This window comes from Nocardiopsis sp. NPDC050513, from assembly GCF_044457925.1.
GTDB lineage: Bacteria > Actinomycetota > Actinomycetes > Streptosporangiales > Streptosporangiaceae > Nocardiopsis.
The window spans coordinates 44513-63451 of sequence record NZ_JBITHK010000002.1; the positions used below are offsets into that span (position 1 = coordinate 44513).

The following is an 18939-nucleotide window of genomic DNA, read 5'->3' on the forward strand; positions in this document are numbered from 1 at the left end:
GCGTCAGTTGCGGACCCGGTAGACGTCGTAGACCCCGTCCACGCCGCGTACCGCGCGCAGGACGCTGCCGAGGTGGGCGGGGTCGGCCATCTCGAAGGTGAACCGGCTCTGCGCCACACGGTCCCGGCTGGTCTGGACGGTGGCGGACAGGATGTTGACGTGCTGGTCGGACAGCACGCGGGTGATGTCCGACAGCAGCCGGGACCGGTCCAGCGCCTCCACCTGCAACGCCACGAGGAACATCGAGTCCTCGGTGGGCGACCACTCCACCCGCACCATGCGGTCGGTGTCCAGGGTCGAGGCGTTCACGCAGTCCCCGCGGTGCACCGAGACCCCGTTGCCGCGGGTCACGAAGCCGACGATCTCGTCTCCCGGCACCGGCGTACAGCACTTGGACAGCCTGGCCCACACGTCGGCGTCGCCCTCGACGACCACGCCCGGGTTGCCGGGGTGGCGGCGGCGGGTGACGGCCTTCGTGGGCAGGGACGACTCGGCGATGTCCTCGGTGTGGCTCTCCAGACCGCCCAGGGAGTCGACGAGTTTGCTGACCACGCTCTGCGCGCTGACCTGGTGCTCGCCGACGGCGGCGTAGAGCGCGTCCACGTCCGCGTAGCGCAGGTCCCGGGCCAGGGCGATGATCGCCTCGCCGCTGAACAGGCGCTTGACCGGAAGCTCCTGCTTGCGCATGACCTTGGCGATCTCGTCCTTGCCCTGCTCGATCGCGGCCTCGCGGCGCTCCTTGGTGAACCAGTGCCGGATCTTGTTGCGGGCGCGGGCGCTCTTGACGAAGTTGAGCCAGTCGCGGCTGGGCCCGGCGTCGGGGTCCTTCGAGGTGAGGATCTCGATCGTCTCGCCGTTGTGCAGCGCGCTCTCCAGCGGCACCAGGCGGCCGTTGATCCGGGCGCCCACCGTGCGGTGGCCGACCTCGGTGTGCACGGCGTAGGCGAAGTCGACGGCGGTGGCGCCCTGCGGAAGGGAGATGACGTCGCCCTGCGGGGTGAAGACGAACACCTCCTGGACCGACAGGTCGAAGCGCAGCGACTCCAGGAACTCGCCGGGGTCCTTGGTCTCCTGCTGCCAGTCGATGAGCTGGCGCAGCCACTGCATGTCGGAGGCGCCCTTCTTGGAGTCGCCGCCGGTGACCCGGTCCTCCTTGTACTTCCAGTGCGCGGCGATGCCGTACTCGGCGCGGCGGTGCATCGCGCGGGTGCGGATCTGCAGTTCGACCGGGTTGCCCGAGGGGCCGATGACCGTCGTGTGCAACGACTGGTACATGTTGAACTTGGGCATCGCGATGTAGTCCTTGAACCGGCCGGGCACCGGATTCCACCGCGCGTGGATGGTGCCCAGGGCCGCGTAGCAGTCGCGGACGCTGTCCACCAGGACTCGAACGGCGATGAGGTCGTAGATCTCGTCGAAGCCGCAGTTGCGGGCGATCATCTTCTGGTAGATCGAGTAGTAGTGCTTGGGCCGTCCGCGCACGGTCGCCTTGAGCTTGGCCTCGCGCAGGTCGCCGGAGACCGCCTCGATGACCTCCTGGAGGTAGACGTCGCGGCGGGGGGCGCGCTCGGAGACCAGGCGGGCGATCTCGTCGAAGCGCTTGGGATAGAGGGTGGCGAAGGCCAGGTCCTCCAGCTCCCACTTGATGGTGTTCATGCCGAGACGATGCGCGAGCGGGGCGAAGATCTCCAGCGTCTCGCGGGCCTTCTTCTCCCGCTTGGCCCGGGACGGCAGGTACCGCAGGGTGCGCATGTTGTGCAGGCGGTCGCACAGTTTGATGACCAGTACGCGGATGTCGCGGGCCATGGCCACGACCATCTTGCGGACCGTCTCGGCCTGGGTGGCCTCGCCGTACTTGACCTTGTCCAGCTTGGTGACGCCGTCGACCAGCTCGGCGATCTCGTCGCCGAAGTCGGCGCGCAGCTCGTCGAGGGAGTAGGCGGTGTCCTCGACGGTGTCGTGCAGCAGGGCGGCGGCCAGGGTGGCCTCCTGCATGCCCAGTTCGGCGAGGATGGTCGCCACCGCCAGCGGGTGGGTGATGTAGGGGTCGCCGCTCTTGCGCTTCTGGTCGCGGTGGTGGTGGGCGGCGACCTCGTAGGCGCGCTCGATCAGCCGGACGTCCACCTTGGGGTGGGTGGCACGCACGGTCTTGATCAGTGGTTCGAGCACCGGGTTCATCGTCACTCCCCGCTGGGCGCCGAGTCGGGCGAGCCGTCTGCGGACTCGCACGGTGGAGGGCGTGGTGGAGCCGGGCGGCCCCTGGGAGCCGCCGGAGCCCGCCTCGGAGACGTCGGAGGGCGCCGCTTCGGTCGCGGCGCCCTCCGAGCGGTCCCCCTGTGGTCTGTGGGCGGCCGTCACGTCGCCGCCGTTCGCGTGCCCTCCCGGCATGCCGGGGCGCCGGTCCCCGGTGGCCTCCGGCCGCTCGCCACGAGCCGGTACCGCCCCGGTCGAAACCACTTCGCTTGGCATGCCTACCTCCCGCGGATCCACCCGGTCGCGTGGACGCCGTCGCCGACGCCCGCCCGGTGCACGTGCGTGTTGTCAGGGCCAGTCGCTGAACGTGGCCGCCGCGGTACCTCTCCCACCAGTCTAGATGTCCGCGCTCCCGTGCGCGCGGGGACGCTGTCGCCAGGTACGCTCCGGACCGCGCCCGGCGGTGCCGCCGGTCGGGCGCGGTGAGGGGTGCGTCCCAGCTTCAACGTGGGGGGATTCGTCGCGCATTCCCGTGCGGGCGGGTGCGCGGCGGGGGTCCCCGGTCAGACCGACAGGAGGGTGTGCAGCTCCACGTCCGGCAGCTTCTCGCGCCCTCGGAGCGCGGAGAGCTCCATCAGGACGGAGAATCCCACGACCGTACCACCCGCCCTGCGGACCAGCTCCACCGCGGCCCTGCCTGTGCCGCCGGTGGCGAGCACGTCGTCGACGATGAGCACACGGCTTCCCGCCGGGATCGCGTCGGCGTGGATCTCCACGGTCGCGGTGCCGTACTCCAGATCATAGGCCTGCCCGATGGTCGCCGAGGGCAGTTTCCCGGCTTTGCGCGCCGGGACGAAGCCCGCGCCCAGCGCGAGCGCGACGGGGGCGCCGAAGATGAAGCCGCGCGCCTCCAGTCCGAGCACGTGGTCGACGCCGCCGGCCTGGAAGGGTTCGGCCAGTCCCCGGACGGTGGCTCCGAAGGCCTTCCGGTCGTTGAGCAGCGGCGTGATGTCCTTGAACATCACTCCGGGCTGGGGGAAGTCGGGCACGTCGCGGACGTGGGACCGGATCAGGCCGTCGAGGGGGTCGGCCGCGGCGGTCGCGGGGTCGTGGGACATGGGTGGTGGGACCTTACTCGTGGTGGGCCGGACACGCCGGTACCGGCCCCGTGCGAGGCCGGTACCGGGGAGTGTGCGACCGGTGGGAGATCAGCTGTTCGGCTTGTCGTCGTCGCCGAAGTCGGGGCGGTCCTCCACCGGGGTGTCGTCCGCGGGCGGGGTGATGACCTCGCCCACACCGGCCTTGAGCATACGGATGCGGGTTCCGGGGGCGATCTCCAGCAGGACGTCCTGCTCGTGGACCTCCACGACGGTGGCGAAGATGCCCGCCTTGGTCATGACCTCGACGCCGGGGACGAGCGCGTTCATCATCTTCGACTCCTGCTGGCGACGCTTCTGGTTCGGCCGCCAGAACAGCAGCCAGAACACCAGGAGGATCAACGCGAACGGCAGAATCATGTTCAGGAGACCCCCGGTGGGCTCTCCTTCGGCGGCGAGAGTGTAAATGCCCTGCACTGGGGCGTCCTTCCGTACGTTTCGTCGTGTGGCCGACCGTTGTCGGCTCGAGAACCGCGACGACCACCTTCACCGTGCCGACCCGGACGTCGTGTCGCGGTCCGCACCCGTGAGACACAACGCTCCAGGTGGCCCGCGCGTTCCGCCCGTGTCGAAAGACACGTGGGAGCCGGGGTTCCGGCACCCGCATGGCTGGATGCCCCCCAGCTTACGTGGCGGCGGTCACCGCCACCCCACGGTCAGAACTCGGAGGGGCAACGGTGGCGCGGCGGGCGCGTGTCCGGTCCGGGCGCGCGGGGTCCGGGAGGGCGCTCACGGCGCCGCGGCGCCGAACGCGGCGTCGGGCGGCGGGGTCAGCCCCATGTGCGCCCAGGCCTGCGGGGTGGCGACCCGGCCGCGCGGCGTGCGGGCCAGGAAGCCGGCGCGGACCAGGAAGGGCTCGGCGACCACCTCCACCGTCTCGGCCTCCTCCCCCACGGAGACGGCGAGGGTCGACAGGCCCACGGGCCCGCCCCGGAACCGGCGCAGCAGGACGTCGAGGATGGCGCGGTCGAGGCGGTCCATGCCGAGCGCGTCGACCTCGTACAGGTCCAGGGCGGCGCGGGCGGTCTCCAGGGACAGCCTGCCGTCGCCCCGGATCTCGGCGTAGTCGCGGACGCGGCGCAGGAGCCGGTTGGCGATGCGGGGGGTGCCGCGCGAACGCCCCGCGATCTCCCGTGCGGCGTCGTCGTCCAGGGGCGCCCCGAGCAGGCCCGCCGAGCGGTGGAGGATGAGTTCGAGCTCCTCGGGGGTGTAGAAGTCCATGTGCGCGGTGAACCCGAAGCGGTCGCGCAGGGGAGCCGGGAGCATGCCCGCCCGGGTGGTCGCCCCGACCAGGGTGAACGGCGCGATGTCGATGGGGATCGCTGTGGCGCCGGGGCCCTTGCCCACGACCACGTCGACCCGGAAGTCCTCCATGGCGACGTAGAGCATCTCCTCGGCGGGACGGGCCATGCGGTGGATCTCGTCGAGGAAGAGGACCTCGCCCTCCTGGAGGGTGGACAGGACCGCGGCCAGGTCGCCGGAGCGCTCGATGGCGGGTCCGGAGGTGATGCGCAGCGGGGCGCCCAGCTCCGCGGCGATGATCATGGCGAGCGTGGTCTTGCCGAGGCCGGGGCCGCCGGACATGAGGATGTGGTCGGGGGCCCGGTTGCGCCGCTGGGCGCCGCGCAGCACCAGGGAGAGCTGCTCGCGCACCCGTTCCTGGCCGACGAACTCGTCCAGCCCGCGCGGGCGCAGGGCGCCCTCCAGTTGGCGTTCGTCCCCGTGGGCGTCGGGGGACACGGCGTCGCGTTCGTGCATGGGGGTCGGTTCCTAGGCTCGGCTGAGCTTGCGCAGGGCGCTGCGCAGCAGGACGGAGACGTCGGAGGTGTGCTCCGCCTCGGCGGCGACGGCGGAGGCGGCGGACTCGGCGTCCCTGGCCGACCAGCCGAGGTTGACCAGGCCGGACACGACCTGCCCGCGCCAGGCGCCGTCGGGCCCGGCGGAGCCGTCGGCCGTGGACGGCACGCCGGCGCCCGGGTCGGGGGTGTCGAGTTTGCCGCGCAGTTCCAGGACGATGCGCTGGGCGCCCTTCTTGCCGATGCCGGGCACGCGGGTCAGAGCCGCGGTGTCCTCGGCGGCCACGGCGTGGCGCAGGCTCGACGGGCTGTGGACGGCGAGGATGGCCAGGGCCAGGCGGGGGCCGACTCCGGACGCGGTCTGGAGCTGCTCGAACAGGTGGCGCTCGTCGTCGTCGGCGAACCCGAAGAGGGTCAGCGAGTCCTCGCGGACCACCAGGCTGGTGGTGACGGTGCCGGTCTCGCCGACGTGGAGGCGCGAGAGGGCGGCGGGGGTGCACCGCACGGTCATGCCGACCCCGCCGACGTCGATCACGGCGGTGTCCGCGCCGCGTGCGGCCACCCGGCCGGTGAGGAACGCGATCATCTCGTGCGGGCGCGGGGGCGCCCTTCTCCTTCCTGGGGGACGGGGTCACCGGCCGCGCGCGCGGCGCGCCAGTTCCACCTTGCGGGCGAAGTCCTGCTTGGCCTGGGCGACGCGGGCGTTGGCGCCGCCCCGCCAGATGTGGCAGATGGCCAGCGCGACCGCGTCGGCCGCGTCGGCGGGCTTGGGGGGACCGTCGAGTCCGAGGATACGCGCCACCATGGCGCCGACCTGCGCCTTGTCGGCGCGTCCGCTGCCGGTGATGGCGGCCTTGGCCTCGCTGGGGGTGTGCAGGACCACGGGCAGGCCGCGGCGGGCGGCGCACAGCAGGGCGATGCCGCTGGCCTGGGCGGTGCCCATGACGGTGCTGAGGTTGTGCTGGGCGAAGACGCGCTCGACGGCGACGGCGTCGGGCCGGTGCCGGTCGAGCCAGTCGTCGATGCCGCGTTCGATGGCGACGAGGCGCTGCGCGAGGTCGGTGTCGGCGCTGGTGCGGACAACGTCGGCGCCCCGGAGGGTGAGCGGTCGGCCGACGGCGCCCTCGACGGCTCCGACGCCGCACCGGGTCAGTCCCGGGTCGATCCCCACCACGCGCACGCGCCCCACCCTTCTCGAACGTCCGTTCGCACCATGCTAGCGGCGCGGTCCGTCACGCCGTACCCGCCCGCACGGGTGTGTCGGCACCGTGCCCCACTGTCCCAGACGTCGGGGAGAAACGTGTGGCGCACCGAGCCGCCCGGAGCCACGCTGGAGACATGAGGACGATCTCCCAGCGGGAGTTCCAGGACAACGCCTCCGCCGTCATCGCCGTGGTCGAGGCGGGCGAGACCGTGCACGTGACCCGCGACGGTGTGGCGGTCGTCGAGGTGCGACCGATCGCCCGAAGGCGCCGGGTCAGCGCGCGGGAGCTGGTGGAGCGGCACCGGCGACTCCCGAGGACCGACCTCGCCGCGGCGCGGGCCGAGGCCGACGCGTACTTCGGCGACGAGGACAGAATCGACGAGGACACCCGTCCCGACGGAAAAGGGGTGGACGGCTCCGGAGCCTCCTGCTAGTTTCATCTCAGGTTGAGAAAAACTCATCCTGAGAACAACAGGAGGGTCCATGGAGACCGGCGGTACCCGCCCGCACGACGACGGCGAACGCCGGTTCCTCGACGCCTACGACCCGCGCGACTACGCTCCGACCGCGGTCACCGTGGACGTCGTGGCCCTCACCATTCGGGCGGGGACGCCCCGCGTCCTGCTGGCGCGCCGGTCGGCGCCGCCGCGGCGCGGCTGGTGGGCCCTGCCCGGCGGGTTCGTCCGGGCACAGGACGGACCGGACGGACCCGCCGACCCCGACCTGCCCGACGCCGCGCTGCGCGTGCTGTCGGAGAAGACCGCGCTGCCCTCCGAACTCCACCTCGAACAGCTGCGGACCTACGGGGCCCGCGACCGGGACCCGCGCATGCGCGTCGTGTCGGTGGCCTACATGCTCCTCGCGCCCGACCTGCCCGACCCCCACGTCGGGCGCGGCACGGACGCCGCCGCCTGGGTGCCCTGGAGCGAACTCGGGCACGGCGACGGCGCCCGGTCCGACCGCCCGCTCGCCTTCGACCACGCGCGGATCCTCGCCGACGCCGTCGAGCGCGCCCGCTCCAGACTGGAGTACACCGCCCTGGCCACCGCGTTCCTCCCGCCGACCTTCACCATCACCGCGCTGCGCGAGGTGTACGAGGCGGTGTGGGGCGTCCGTCTGCACGGCGCCAACTTCCACCGCAAGATCCTGGCCACCCCCGGCTTCGTCGAGGACACCGGCGACCTCGCCGACCGCGGCGGGTCCGGCGGCGGACGGCGCCCCCGGCTCTACCGGGCGGGCGGCGCGGCCGTGCTCCATCCGCCGCTGCTCCGCGGCGGCCAGTGACCGACCGATCACCCCCGAGCGCCCAGACCCCGCGCGTCGACCGGCCCCCCACGTACTGAGGACTGCGGATGAGCACGGACCAGGACGCCACCACCCCCTTCGACGACGCGCTTCGCCTCATCGCGCTCGCCGACGACCCCACCGCGCTGTTCGGCCCCCTCCCCGAGGGCGGCGACGACCCGCCCCCGGCGGCGACCGCCGCGTACCGCCGCCTGGCCAGGCACGTCCACCCCGACCGTGCGCCCGCCGGTCGAGCGGGCGAGGCCGCCACCGCCTTCACCCGACTGGCCACGAGCTGGTCGCGGTACCGGGACATGGTCGAGGGCGGCCTGGGACTGGACGACCTCACCCTGGTCACCAGGGCGCACACCTACCACGTGCGCCACGGTTCCGGTCCGCTGGCGCGGGGCGACATCACCGACCTGCACGAGGTGCGCTACAAGGACGGCGCGTGGCGCGAGGCGGTGCTCAAACTGCCCCGGTCCCACCGCGACAACGACCTGGTCATGGCCGAGGCGGAGGCCCTGGGCAGGATCCGGGAAAGAGGCCGCGAGCGCCACCGCGCCTTCTACCCCGACCTGGTCGAGCGGATCCGCCACCGCGACGCCGCCACCGGGGTCGAGCGGCGCGGCAACGTCCTGGGGCGGCTCAGGGGGTTCCACAGCCTGGCCGACGTGCGGCGCGCGTATCCGGACGGTATCGACCCGCGCGACGCGGCGTGGATGTGGCGTCGGCTGCTGGTCGCGATCGGCAACGCCGCCCGGGCCGGGGTCGTGCACGGCGCGGTCGTGCCCGAGCACGTGCTCGTGCACCCAGGGGAGCACGGGCTGGTCCTCATCGACTGGTGCTACTCGGTGACCGTCGGCGCGACGCGTACGGCGCCGCACGTTCCGGCGATGGTCCCCCACCGCGAGGACCTGTACCCGCCCGAGGTACTCGACCGCCGGCCCGCCGTTCCCGCCACCGACGTCTACATGGCGACCCGCTGCGTCGAGTACGTCACCGCGGACCGCCTCCCCCGGCCGCTGCGCGCCTTCGCCCGCGGCTGCCGCCTCCCCGCCCCCGAGCGGCGGCCGGTCGACGGGATCGCCCTCCTGGGCGAGCTCGACGAGGCGCTGGAGCGGGTGTTCGGCCCGCGCCGGTTCCGTCACTTCCGCATGCCCGAACCGTCCTGACCGCCGCCCCGGAAGCACCGGGGGAACCGACGGGCCGAACGCACCCGCCCCGCCCGTCCCCATCTCCACGACCACCCACACCACCGCGAAGGAGCCCCTCATGGGCAGCAGCAACTGGTCCACCGACGCCTACCACGCCCGACAGGCCTACAACGCCTCCGTCGGCTCCAGCAACTTCGGCTACACCGACGACGTGGCCGCGTCCGCGCCCCGGCACACCTGGAAGGTCCACGACTCGCTCGACCCCAAGGGCGTCACCGTCCGCGAGAGCCGCGACTCGGACGCCCACCCCAACTCCCTCGCCATCTCCGTCCTGTTCGACGTCACCGGCTCCATGGGCCGGGTGCCCCGGATCCTCCAGACGAAGCTGCCCGACCTGTTCGGCCTGCTGCTGCGCAAGGGCTACGTCGAGGACCCGCAGATCATGTTCGGCGCGATCGGCGACGCCACCTGCGACCGCGCCCCGCTCCAGGTCGGGCAGTTCGAGTCCGGCAACGAACTGGAGGACGACCTGGGCAACATCCTGTTGGAGGGCGGGGGCGGCGGCCAGGCCACCGAGTCCTACGAGCTGGCGATGTACTTCATGGCCCGGCACACCGCGATGGACTGCCTGGACAAGCGCGGTCGACGGGGCTACCTGTTCATCATCGGCGACGAGATGGCCTACGGGGCGGTCAAGGCCCGGGAGGTGCGCGAGGTCATCGGCGACGACGTCGGGGAGAACATCCCGTTCCCGGCGATCCTCGCCGAGCTGCGGCGAAAGTTCGAGGTCTTCTACCTCATGCCCACCGGCAGCCACTACTTCAACGACGACAGGGTGCGCGGCTTCTGGGACGGACACCTCGGCCAGAACGTCATCTACCTGGACGACCTGGACGCGGTGTCGGAGACGATCGCGGTCACGGTCGGGCTGGGCGAGGAGGCGATCGACCTCCAGGAGGGCCTGGACGACCTGGCCGAGGCCGGGTCCGACGCCGGCGACGTGGTCGGCAGGGCGTTGCGCCCGCTGTCGGAGGCGCGGGGGTCGGTCGTGGTGTCCGAGGCGCCGGACGGGCTCACCCGCGGGACCGCCGGCGGCGGGGTGGACCGCCTGTGACCGGGACGCCACGGCGGTGGGCCGACGAGCACGCCGTCGTCGTCGACCTGGGGTTCGGCGACGCGGGCAAGGGCGTGACCGTCGACCTGCTGTGCGCGCGGCGGCGCTTCGGCGCCGTCGTGCGCGCCAACGGGGGCGCCCAGGCTGCGCACAACGTGGTCGCGCCCGACGGTCGGCACCACACGTTCGCCCAGTTCGGCGCGGGGACCCTCGCGCCGGACAGCCCGGTTCCGACGCATCTGTCCCGGTTCGTGGTGGTGGATCCGTTCGCGCTGGCCGCCGAGGCGGGACACCTGGTGTCACTCGGGGTGCGCGATCCGTTCGCGCTGCTGACCGTGGACCGCCGCGCGCTGATCAGCACGCCGTGGCACCAGGCGGTCAACCGGGTGCGCGAGCGGGCGCGCGGCGCGGCACGGCACGGGTCGTGCGGTATGGGGGTCGGCGAGACGATGGCGTACGCGCTCGCGCACCCCGAGGACGCGCCGACCGTCGGCGACTGCGCGGACCCGGCCCGGCTGCGGGGGAAGCTGGTCCGGCTGGCCGCGTACCTGGCGGAGCACGCGGGTCGGGGTGAGGACTTCCCCGACGTCGAGGAGTGCCTGCCGGCCTACCGGGCCTTCGCCGAGCGGGTGCGGCTGGTGGACGAGCGGTACCTGCCCGGGCTGCTCGCGGCCTCCCCCGTGGTGTTCGAGGGGGCCCAGGGGGTGCTGTTGGACGAGTGGCACGGATTCCCTCCGCACACCACCTGGTCGACCACCACGACCGCCAACCCGCTCACCCTGATGGCCGAGGCCGGGCAGGAGGGCGGGGCGCGGCGGATCGGCGTGGTGCGGACCTACACCACCCGCCACGGCGCGGGGCCGCTGGTCACCGAGGACCCCGTGCTCGGGGCCGCGCTGCCCGAACGGCACAACGGGACCCATCCCTGGCAGGGCGGGTTCCGGGTGGGCCACCTCGACCTGGTCGCGCACCGGTACGCGCTGGAGGCCACGGGGGGCGTCGACGCGCTGGTGGTCACCCACGCCGACGCGCCCGACCGGATACGGGCCGCGACCGGGGCGGCGCCGCGCTGGTGCACGGGGTACGCGGGCGCCGACGGATCGCCGCTGCGGATCGCCCCGGCCGCCGTCCCGGACCTGGAACGGCAGGAACGCGTCACCGCGGCGCTCCTGGCGGCCCGCCCGGTTCTGGAGGCCATGCCGGTCGAGCCCGCCGCCGCGATCGGCGACGCCCTGGGGGTGCCGGTCGAGGCCGTGTTCTCCGGACCGACGCGGGAGGACGCGAGAACGACGTGGGCGCGCGAGCCGCGGGGCTGGAGCGGCGCACGGCGGAGCACTAGGGTGAGCGCATGACTTCCCTCAGTGATCAGCGCGTCCGCTCCTTCCTCCTCGACGGCACCCGCACCGGCAAACTCGCCTACACCGCCTCGGACGGCCGCCCCCTCGTCGCGCCGGTCTGGTTCACCGTCGAGGGCGACGAGATCGTCCTCAACACCGGGAAGGCCTCGGCCAAGGGGCGGTCGATCCTGCGGGATCCCCGCGTGGCGCTCAGCGTGGACCTGGAACGGCCGCCCTACGCGTTCGTGCAGGTCCAGGGGGTGGCTGAGGTGTCGGAGGATCCGGACGAGCTGCTGCGGACGGCGACCGCCATCGCCGCCCGCTACATGGGCGAGGAGCGGGCCGAGGAGTTCGGCCGCCGCAACGGCGTGCCCGGCGAGCTCGTGGTGCGGATCCGCCCGACGAAGGTCATCGCGGGCCTGGACGTGACCGAGTGAGCCGTCGGCACCGCGGACCACAGCGGCATCACGCACATGACTGAGAGGTCGACCGCCGTCAGCGCGGCCTTCCGCGGCTCCGGTGCGTCCGGGTTCTCCCGGACCCGGGACCGCTGGCGGGTCGCGCCGTCGCACGGATGGGGACATCGGCTCCTGGTCCTGGCGGGGGCCAGGAGCCGAATTCCCGGGTTCCCTACCCGACGAACTCGATGACCGTTCGGGTGAAGAGTTCGGGCCGCTGGAGGTTCCAGACGTGCCCGGCTTCGGGAACCACCCGCAACTCGGCTCCGGGGACAGCCGAGGCGATCTCCTCGGCAGGTGCCAGGTTGGCCTGGTCCATGGCCCCGTTGAGTACGAGGGTGGGGACCGTGATCTCACCGAGCCGAGCGCGAAGATCGAGCCTTCCCAGCCCCGCCAGTCCGGAGAGTAGGGCGCCTTTCCCCGCCTGTCGGAGGTCCTCGGCGGCCTGGGCCCGATACTCGACCTGTCCACCGGCGTATACGCCCTGGAGCATGGCTGTGATGACGCCCTCGGGCAACAGGCGCATCAGCAGACGTTGCACGGCATCACCCGGACGGCCGCGCGCCGCGCCTCCGGACAGGACCAGTCCCGCGACCCGAGCGGGCTCCGACAACGCGACCAGCAGTGCCACGCTGACCGATCCGGAGACGGCCACGAGGTGGACCGGCTCGTCCTCGGCCAGGACCAGATCGCGGACCGATCCGACGGCTCGTTCGAGCGAGAACGGTCCGGGCGAGCCGCCATGGCCCGGCAGGTCCGGGGCGAGCACCCGATGTGCCTCGCGCAGCCGTGGGATCTGCGGCCTCCACGCCCGGTGACTGGACCCGAAGGCGTGCAGGAGGACGATGACCGCCATCAGCGACCGTAGACCGCGGACAGCTGACCGACCAGCGTCGCGAACGGCATGTCGAGGTCCCCGTAGACCTGCCCGGCGTCCGCGCGCGCGTTGTCGGCGAGGACCTCGACGGCGAGCGAGGCGTAGTCGCTCACGATCACTCCTGCCTGCAGCAGGCGCAGAAGACCGGTCTCCCGCTTGGTCTGTGAGAACGTGCCGCACGCGTCGACCGCCACGTAGGCGTCGTAACCGGCGGCGCTCGCGGAGATCGCCGGAAACGCGGCGCACACTTCGAGCGAGATCCCGGCGATGATCAGCTTGCTGCGCCCGGTCGCCTCGACGGCGGAGCGCACACGGTCGTCGTTCCAGGCGTTGACCGTGGATCGGTCGATCACCTTCAGGTCCTGGGGGAGGACCTCCCGGAGTTCGGGGACCAGCGGTCCCCACATGCTGTCAGCGGACGTCGTGGTGACAACGGTCGGCAGACCCAACCGCTGAGCCGCCTTGGCCAAGCTGGTGACGTTGTGCTTGAGTTCCGCCACGGCGATGTCGCGCACGCCGGTGAACAGCCCGATCTGGTGGTCCACCAGCAGCACGGCGGCGTTGTCGTCGGTCAGAGGGGTGTGGAACCGGTCCTGCATCCTCGTGTCTCCTCTACGTGTGTCACGGTTGGTGTCCACAACCAGCTTGGTCGCTCCCACCTGCCGGAACAATCGCAGTCTGACACACTGCCGGTGAGTTTTGTTCACCAGTGGAGCGGACGTTGAACGAGTACGAGATCGAAACCTTCCTCACCCTCGCCGAGGAACTGCATTTCCGCCGCACGGCAGAACGGCTCGGCTTGTCTCAGGGCCGTACCAGCCAGATCATCAGGAAACTGGAACGCCGCATCGGTACCCCGCTGTTCGAGCGGACCAGCCGCCGCGTCAGCCTCACCCCGATCGGGCGGCAGCTCCGCGACGGGATCGAGCCGGCCCACCGACAGATCCAGAGGGAGATCGCCAAGGCCGCGGCCGCCGGACGCGGAATCCGCGGGGCGCTGCGCCTCGGCTTCTTCGGCCCGGCGACCGCGCACGAGCTCAGCCTGATCATCGACGAGTTCCATGACCGCCACCCGGACTGCGAGGCCCAGTTGACCCTGGAGACGCAGATCGACGACCACTTGGCGCCCCTACGCGACGAGAGCGTGGACCTCCTGGCCACTCTCTTTCCGGTGGACGAGCCCGACCTGACCGTCGGCCCCGTGCTCCTGCGCGAGACCTGGGTCCTGGCCGTCCCCTCCCGCCACCCCTTCGCGGGTCGGACGTCCGTTCTCCTCGACGACCTGGCCGAGGACACGGTGCCGACCGTGGACGGCGCCCCCGCGTACTGGCTCGACCAGCACATCCCGCCCCGGGCGAGTAGCGGGAGACCCATCCGCCGCGGGCCGTCCGTGACGACCTTCCAGGCGGCGCTCGCCCTGGTCGCGGCGGGCAAGGCGATCCTCCCCCTCACCTGCCAGGCCACCCGCTACTACGCCCGGCCAGACCTCGCCTACGTCCCCGTCGAGGACGCCTCCGAGGCACACTACGGGCTTGTGTGGAAGACCACCAGGGAGAACGCCAGGATCCGCGCCTTCGCCGAACTTGCACGGCGTCCTCGGTAGCGGCCGGGGCGGGTCCCGGGAGGGGGTGACGGAACACCCGGTCCACCACTCCACGTCGGCGGCGCGCCAACGGAACTGGGCGGAAACCCAGGAACCATGCGGGCGGCACCGTTGGACGAGGCGGCGGGCGACGACGCCCAGGCCGCGGTGACCGCGCTGCTCAGGTCCTACGGCTGGCGAGACGGCCTGAACCTGGGGCCGTCGGCCTGTTCGCGGGGCATGGAGATGGACGGCCACACGCACACCGCGATCGGCATGGCCCTGGGCGGCCGGTTCGGAGTCAAGGCCGTGCGGTGGTCGCGACGCCGGGATCAGGCCGGGCCGTGCTCGATCCGGTACAGCTCGACGCCGACGGCCGCGGCCGCGCGTTCGGCGACCCGGTCCGCCGTCCACGTGGAAGCCCCACGGGATCCCACACGGGCCCGCGTGCTCGGGATCCGCGCGATCGGGTCCTGGAGTGCGATCGCCTCCTCGGAGCTCGCGCACCCGGGCACGCGGATCTCGTACACGCGAAGAGCGGCTGACAAGCGTCCTGCCCGGGCTCGGCGGGTCCCAGGGGAAGCGTTCGGCACCCGCCTCCACACGAGGTTCTCCACCGGCCCCCGAAACTCCGTTGATCGCCTCGGAGCACCGACGTACCGTGGCGTTCTGATGTGCCGGGAAGTCTGGACGGCGTTCTCGATCCTGGACGGAGCACGAAGATGACCACCACTCCCCCGAGCAGGCTCGGACGGTTGCGCAGGGCGGTCTTCGCCAGACACGCGCATCCGTGGAGTGCCTGGAGCCGGTGGGCGACCGCTCCCCTGGTGCTGGTCCCCGTGTGGACGCGGAGTTGGAAGCACGCGGCGGTCGTGACCGTGTGGTTCGCACTCAACCCCGTGATCTTCCCCAAGCCCGCTGACGACCGGGCGTGGTCGAGCCGGGCGATGCTCGGCGAGGAGATCTGGCTGACCGACCGGCCCAGGGACGCGGCCCTGGCCGTCAACGCGGCGGCGTCGGCGGTCGGTCTGGTGGCGGTCGTCGCCGCTCGCCGCCGAAGACTGGCGCCCGCCGCCACGGCCTCCGCCGCCTCGATGGCCCTGCTGCTCGTGTACTGGGAACTGATGGCCCGCTACTACGACGAGCACGGGGGCGAGGGCGGGCGCACGCCTTCACCCTGACCACGCCGGAACCCGCGCTGCGCAGGCGCGGGTTCGCGCTGGTGACCTGGACCCGGCCGTTCGTGTACGTCCCCCCACCGTGCGAGTGACGCGTCAGACCCAGAAGAACCGGAGGATGACCACAAGCTCCCGATCGTCGAGGACCAGGTAGATGACTGGACACTCACCGTCTTCTCCGACGGTGTGGCACAGGATGTCGCCTTCCGGCTTCTCCTTGTTGCAGGGGTCGCCCAAGGTCGCAGTTCCAAGAGCCCGAACAACCCAAGTATCAGGGGAAGCACGTGCGCCGGCAGCTTGCTGAGCTGTTCTTCCGCCAGCTCTTCGGATTCGATCCGGTACATCTGGAGATCCGACCGGGCTTTCGTCTCCGGCCAGGGAACCGTGCGCACCTTCTCACCGCGTTGGAGCATCCTCCCCGTGGACTCCGCTCCGGAGTACGGCGGCGCACGCGCTCGCGGGCGGATTCCCCACGGCGCGAACGCCGGTGGCCGCGCCCCGCACGGGCGCGGCCACCGGCGTAGTGGTCACCGAAGGGTCAGCCGATCTCGGCCATGACCTCGTCGGGGATGTCGGCGTTGGTGAAGACGTTCTGCACGTCGTCGGAGTCCTCCAGCGCGTCCACCACCCGCAGCACCTTCTTGGCGGTCTCGGCGTCGACCGGGACCTCCATGGTGGGCAGCCAGTTCGTGTCGGCGGACTCGTAGTCGATCCCCGCCTCCTGGAGCGCGGTGCGCACGGCGACCATGTCGGTGGCCTCGGAGACGATCTCGAACGCCTCTCCGATGTCCTCGACCTCCTCGGCGCCCGCCTCCAGCACCGCCAGGGTCACGTCGTCCTCGGTCGTGCCCTCCTTCGGCACGATGACGACGCCCTTGCGGTTGAACAGGTAGGACACCGACCCGGCGTCGGCCATGTTCCCGCCGTTGCGGGTCACGGCCACGCGCACCTCGGAGGCGGCGCGGTTGCGGTTGTCGGTCAGGCACTCCACGAGCATCGCCACGCCGCCGGGCGCGTAGCCCTCGTACATGATCGTCTGCCACTCGGCGCCGCCGGCCTCCTCACCGGAGCCGCGCTTGCGGGCGCGCTCGATGTTGTCGAGCGGCACCGAGTTCTTGCGCGCCTTCTGGATGGCGTCGTAGAGCGTCGGGTTGCCTTCGGGGTCTCCACCACCGGTCCGCGCGGCCACCTCGATGTTCTTGATCAGCTTCGCGAAGAGCTTGCCGCGCTTGGCGTCGATGACGGCTTTCTTGTGCTTGGTGGTGGCCCACTTCGAGTGGCCGCTCATGCGTGTCCTTTCACGATGTCGACGAAGAGGCGGTGGATGCGCGCGTCGCCGGTCAGTTCGGGATGGAAGGACGTGGCCATCAGGCCGCCCTGTCGTACGGCGACGATCCTACCGGCCTCGTCGGGACCCGGGACGCGACCGAGCACGGTCACGTCGGGACCCACGGACTCCACCCACGGCGCCCGGATGAACACCGCGTCGAACGGCTCCTCGCCGACGCCCTCCACGGGCACCGCCGCCTCGAACGACTCCGTCTGCCGGCCGAAGGCGTTGCGCCGCACCGTCATGTCGATGCCGCCGATCGTCTCCTGGCCGTCGATCCCGCCGAGCAGGCGGTCGGCCAGCATGATCATCCCCGCGCACGTGCCGTAGGCGGGCATTCCCGCCCTGACCCGCTTGCGCAGCGGCTCCAGCAGACCGTACCGGACGGCCAGCTTGGACATGGTGGTGGACTCGCCTCCGGGGACGACCAGGGCGTCGACGGTGTCGAGCTGGTCGGGCCCGAGCACCTTGGCGGTCCGCACGTCCAGCTGCTCCAGAACGTGCAGGTGCTCGGCGACGTCGCCCTGCAGGGCGAGGACGCCGATGGTGGGTCTGTCGGTCAAGAACGGCCTCACTCGTCGTGTCATCGAAGTCGAACACTGGCGCGGGTGGCGGGCGAACCCGCCACCCGGAGCCGACCTACCAGCCCCGACCCGCGTAACGCTCGGAGTCCTTCAGGTCATCCAGGTTGATACCGACCATCGCCTCGCCCAGGCCGCGGGACACGCGCGCGATGACGCCCGGGTCCTCGTAGTGCAGGGTGGCCTGCACGATGGCGTCGGCGCGCTTGGCCGGGTCGCCGGACTTGAAGATGCCCGAGCCGACGAACACGCTCTCCGCGCCCAGCTGGCGCATCAGGGCCGCGTCGGCGGGGGTGGCGACACCGCCCGCGGAGAACAGCGGCACCGGGAGCTTGCCCAGGGCCGCGACCTCCTTGACGATCTCGTAGGGGGCGCGCAGCTCCTTGGCGGCGCCGAACAGCTCCGCCTCGTCGAGCGTGCCCAGGCGGCGGATCTCGGCGCGGATCGACCGCATGTGGCGGGTGGCCTCGACGACGTTGCCGGTCCCGGCCTCGCCCTTGGAGCGGATCATGGCCGCGCCCTCGGCGATGCGGCGCAGCGCCTCGCCCAGGTTGGTCGCACCGCACACGAACGGGACGGTGAACGCCCACTTGTCGATGTGGTGGGCCTCGTCGGCCGGGGTGAGGACCTCGGACTCGTCGATGAAGTCGACGCCGAGGTGCTCCAGCACCTGGGCCTCGACGAAGTGGCCGATGCGGACCTTGGCCATGACCGGGATGGAGACGGCCTCGACGATCCCGTCGACCATGTCCGGGTCGGACATGCGGGCCACACCGCCGTCCTTGCGGATGTCGGCGGGGACGCGCTCCAGGGCCATGACCGCGACGGCACCGGCGTCCTCGGCGATCTTGGCCTGCTCGGGGGTGACGACGTCCATGATGACGCCGTTCTTGAGCTGCTCGGCCATGCCTCGCTTGACGCGCTGTGTGCCGACGGCGTTGTCGGCGGTGTTCGATGCGTTGGTGGCCACGGTGGTGGACTCCCGTCCCGTAGGTGTTGACAGCATGGGTAGCGGTGGGCCCCGGCAGCGGTGGCGGTCACGCGGGGGGCCGCGGACGCCACCGGCGCCGCGCACCCTGGGTCTACCAGGGCACCATGGTAGTTCCTCCCCCTCCCGACCACTTTGGCCAGATCGGTGTTTTCGCGGGCCGTCCTCTTACAGGGTGTCGGATCCGGTGGACGGAGGGGGTGCCGCGGGCGGCTCGTCGTCGATCTCGAAGAAGTCCGGGAGGGGCGCGGTTCCGGCCAGGCGCAGGGCGCGGACGAGGCGCGACCGTCGGGCGCGGCGGGTGTCGACCACGGCGTCGTTGTGGAAGGTGCGGGCCAGCTGGACGCCGCGGGCGGCACCGGCCACCTCGGTCAGTCGGTCGCGCAGGTGCGCGGTGGCGCGCAGGGGTCCGAGCGCCGACCGCAGCTCGCGTGAGAGCGCGCTCTCGGCCAGTTCGCGCTCCCCCTCGCGGGCCCGGCGCGCGGCGGTGGCGGCCTCGGCGAGCGCGCGGGCGCGGTCCGCGGGCAGACCGTCGGCCGAGGCGAGGTCGAGGACGGCGGAGCCCCGCCGCAGCAGCGCGGCGTCCAGGGCCGCGCGGGCGGTCTCCACCCGGTGGTGGAGGCGGTCCAGCCGGGTGGCGCGCCACGACAGGTAGAAGCCGGTCAGCACCAGCGCCAGGACGGCCGCGGCGACCACGACGACG

At 72.2% G+C, this 18939-nt stretch carries 21 protein-coding genes; 8 read left to right on the forward strand and 13 right to left on the reverse strand.

The annotated features are described in order from the left end of the window. Nucleotides 1-3: 3 nt before the first annotated feature. The 6 genes from ACIBFB_RS02900 to ruvC form a co-directional block, all read right to left on the reverse strand. Nucleotides 4-2178, reverse strand: a complete 2175-nt coding sequence (locus ACIBFB_RS02900; protein ID WP_397226400.1) for a RelA/SpoT family protein — start codon at nt 2176-2178, stop codon at nt 4-6. Between the two features lie 578 nt (nt 2179-2756). Next, complete coding sequence (locus ACIBFB_RS02905) at nt 2757-3311, reverse strand: adenine phosphoribosyltransferase (protein WP_397225534.1); 555 nt, start codon at nt 3309-3311, stop codon at nt 2757-2759. A gap of 90 nt (nt 3312-3401) precedes the next feature. After that, a complete protein-coding gene (gene yajC, locus ACIBFB_RS02910) occupies nt 3402-3767 on the reverse strand; it encodes a preprotein translocase subunit YajC (RefSeq protein WP_397225536.1) in 366 nt (121 codons plus the stop codon). A 312-nt stretch (nt 3768-4079) separates the two neighbouring features. Continuing rightward, entirely contained in the window at nt 4080-5108 is a 1029-nt protein-coding gene (gene ruvB, locus ACIBFB_RS02915) for a Holliday junction branch migration DNA helicase RuvB (RefSeq protein ID WP_397225538.1), read from the reverse strand. A 12-nt stretch (nt 5109-5120) separates the two neighbouring features. Beyond that, nucleotides 5121-5732, reverse strand: coding sequence for a Holliday junction branch migration protein RuvA (ruvA, locus tag ACIBFB_RS02920; RefSeq protein WP_397225540.1), 612 nt, complete (start codon nt 5730-5732; stop codon nt 5121-5123). Between the two features lie 45 nt (nt 5733-5777). After that, on the reverse strand, nt 5778-6326 hold the full coding sequence (gene ruvC / locus ACIBFB_RS02925) for a crossover junction endodeoxyribonuclease RuvC (RefSeq protein WP_397225542.1): 549 nt from the start codon (nt 6324-6326) through the stop codon (nt 5778-5780). A gap of 158 nt (nt 6327-6484) precedes the next feature. On the opposite strand from ruvC, the gene ACIBFB_RS02930 reads away from it, so the two are divergent. The 6 genes from ACIBFB_RS02930 to ACIBFB_RS02955 all read left to right on the forward strand — a co-directional run bounded on the left by ACIBFB_RS02930 (nt 6485) and on the right by ACIBFB_RS02955 (nt 11679). Continuing rightward, complete coding sequence (locus ACIBFB_RS02930) at nt 6485-6784, forward strand: type II toxin-antitoxin system Phd/YefM family antitoxin (RefSeq protein ID WP_397225544.1); 300 nt, start codon at nt 6485-6487, stop codon at nt 6782-6784. A 49-nt stretch (nt 6785-6833) separates the two neighbouring features. Then, entirely contained in the window at nt 6834-7634 is an 801-nt protein-coding gene (locus ACIBFB_RS02935; RefSeq protein ID WP_397225546.1) for an NUDIX hydrolase, read from the forward strand. Between the two features lie 68 nt (nt 7635-7702). Continuing rightward, entirely contained in the window at nt 7703-8809 is a 1107-nt protein-coding gene (locus ACIBFB_RS02940; RefSeq protein WP_397225548.1) for a J domain-containing protein, read from the forward strand. Between the two features lie 100 nt (nt 8810-8909). Continuing rightward, nucleotides 8910-9905, forward strand: a complete 996-nt coding sequence (locus tag ACIBFB_RS02945) for a hypothetical protein (RefSeq protein WP_397225550.1) — start codon at nt 8910-8912, stop codon at nt 9903-9905. Beyond that, a complete protein-coding gene (locus tag ACIBFB_RS02950; protein WP_397225552.1) occupies nt 9902-11257 on the forward strand; it encodes an adenylosuccinate synthetase in 1356 nt (451 codons plus the stop codon). The genes ACIBFB_RS02945 and ACIBFB_RS02950 overlap by 4 nt, the downstream gene beginning before the upstream one ends. Further along, a complete protein-coding gene (locus tag ACIBFB_RS02955) occupies nt 11254-11679 on the forward strand; it encodes a PPOX class F420-dependent oxidoreductase (protein ID WP_397225553.1) in 426 nt (141 codons plus the stop codon). The genes ACIBFB_RS02950 and ACIBFB_RS02955 overlap by 4 nt, the downstream gene beginning before the upstream one ends. A gap of 193 nt (nt 11680-11872) precedes the next feature. On the opposite strand, the gene ACIBFB_RS02960 is transcribed toward ACIBFB_RS02955, so the two are convergent. After that, nucleotides 11873-12556: an alpha/beta fold hydrolase gene (locus ACIBFB_RS02960; protein WP_397225555.1), complete on the reverse strand. Its 684-nt coding sequence runs from the start codon at nt 12554-12556 to the stop codon at nt 11873-11875. Continuing rightward, nucleotides 12556-13176, reverse strand: coding sequence for an isochorismatase family protein (locus ACIBFB_RS02965; RefSeq protein WP_397225557.1), 621 nt, complete (start codon nt 13174-13176; stop codon nt 12556-12558). The genes ACIBFB_RS02960 and ACIBFB_RS02965 overlap by 1 nt, the downstream gene beginning before the upstream one ends. Nucleotides 13177-13298: 122 nt before the next feature. Here ACIBFB_RS02965 and ACIBFB_RS02970 point away from each other — a divergent pair, with 122 nt between their 5' ends. Continuing rightward, a complete protein-coding gene (locus ACIBFB_RS02970; RefSeq protein ID WP_397225559.1) occupies nt 13299-14180 on the forward strand; it encodes a LysR family transcriptional regulator in 882 nt (293 codons plus the stop codon). 311 nt (nt 14181-14491) lie between these two features. Here ACIBFB_RS02970 and ACIBFB_RS02975 read toward each other — a convergent pair whose 3' ends face one another. Then, nucleotides 14492-14707, reverse strand: a complete 216-nt coding sequence (locus ACIBFB_RS02975; RefSeq protein ID WP_397225561.1) for a hypothetical protein — start codon at nt 14705-14707, stop codon at nt 14492-14494. A gap of 174 nt (nt 14708-14881) precedes the next feature. Between ACIBFB_RS02975 and ACIBFB_RS02980 the strand changes: the two genes are divergently transcribed. Beyond that, nucleotides 14882-15340 carry a DUF6653 family protein gene (locus ACIBFB_RS02980; RefSeq protein ID WP_397225563.1) on the forward strand — a complete coding sequence of 153 codons (459 nt, stop codon included), beginning with the start codon at nt 14882-14884 and terminating at the stop codon, nt 15338-15340. A 535-nt stretch (nt 15341-15875) separates the two neighbouring features. Here ACIBFB_RS02980 and ACIBFB_RS02985 read toward each other — a convergent pair. From ACIBFB_RS02985 to ACIBFB_RS03000, 4 genes are all read right to left on the reverse strand, one after another. Beyond that, nucleotides 15876-16625: a YebC/PmpR family DNA-binding transcriptional regulator gene (locus ACIBFB_RS02985; RefSeq protein WP_397225565.1), complete on the reverse strand. Its 750-nt coding sequence runs from the start codon at nt 16623-16625 to the stop codon at nt 15876-15878. Then, nucleotides 16622-17230, reverse strand: a complete 609-nt coding sequence (pdxT, locus tag ACIBFB_RS02990; protein WP_397225567.1) for a pyridoxal 5'-phosphate synthase glutaminase subunit PdxT — start codon at nt 17228-17230, stop codon at nt 16622-16624. The genes ACIBFB_RS02985 and pdxT overlap by 4 nt, the downstream gene beginning before the upstream one ends. 76 nt (nt 17231-17306) lie before the next feature. Then, complete coding sequence (gene pdxS / locus ACIBFB_RS02995) at nt 17307-18218, reverse strand: pyridoxal 5'-phosphate synthase lyase subunit PdxS (protein WP_397225569.1); 912 nt, start codon at nt 18216-18218, stop codon at nt 17307-17309. Between the two features lie 186 nt (nt 18219-18404). Continuing rightward, nucleotides 18405-18932 carry a hypothetical protein gene (locus ACIBFB_RS03000; RefSeq protein WP_397225571.1) on the reverse strand — a complete coding sequence of 176 codons (528 nt, stop codon included), beginning with the start codon at nt 18930-18932 and terminating at the stop codon, nt 18405-18407. Nucleotides 18933-18939: the final 7 nt, after the last annotated feature.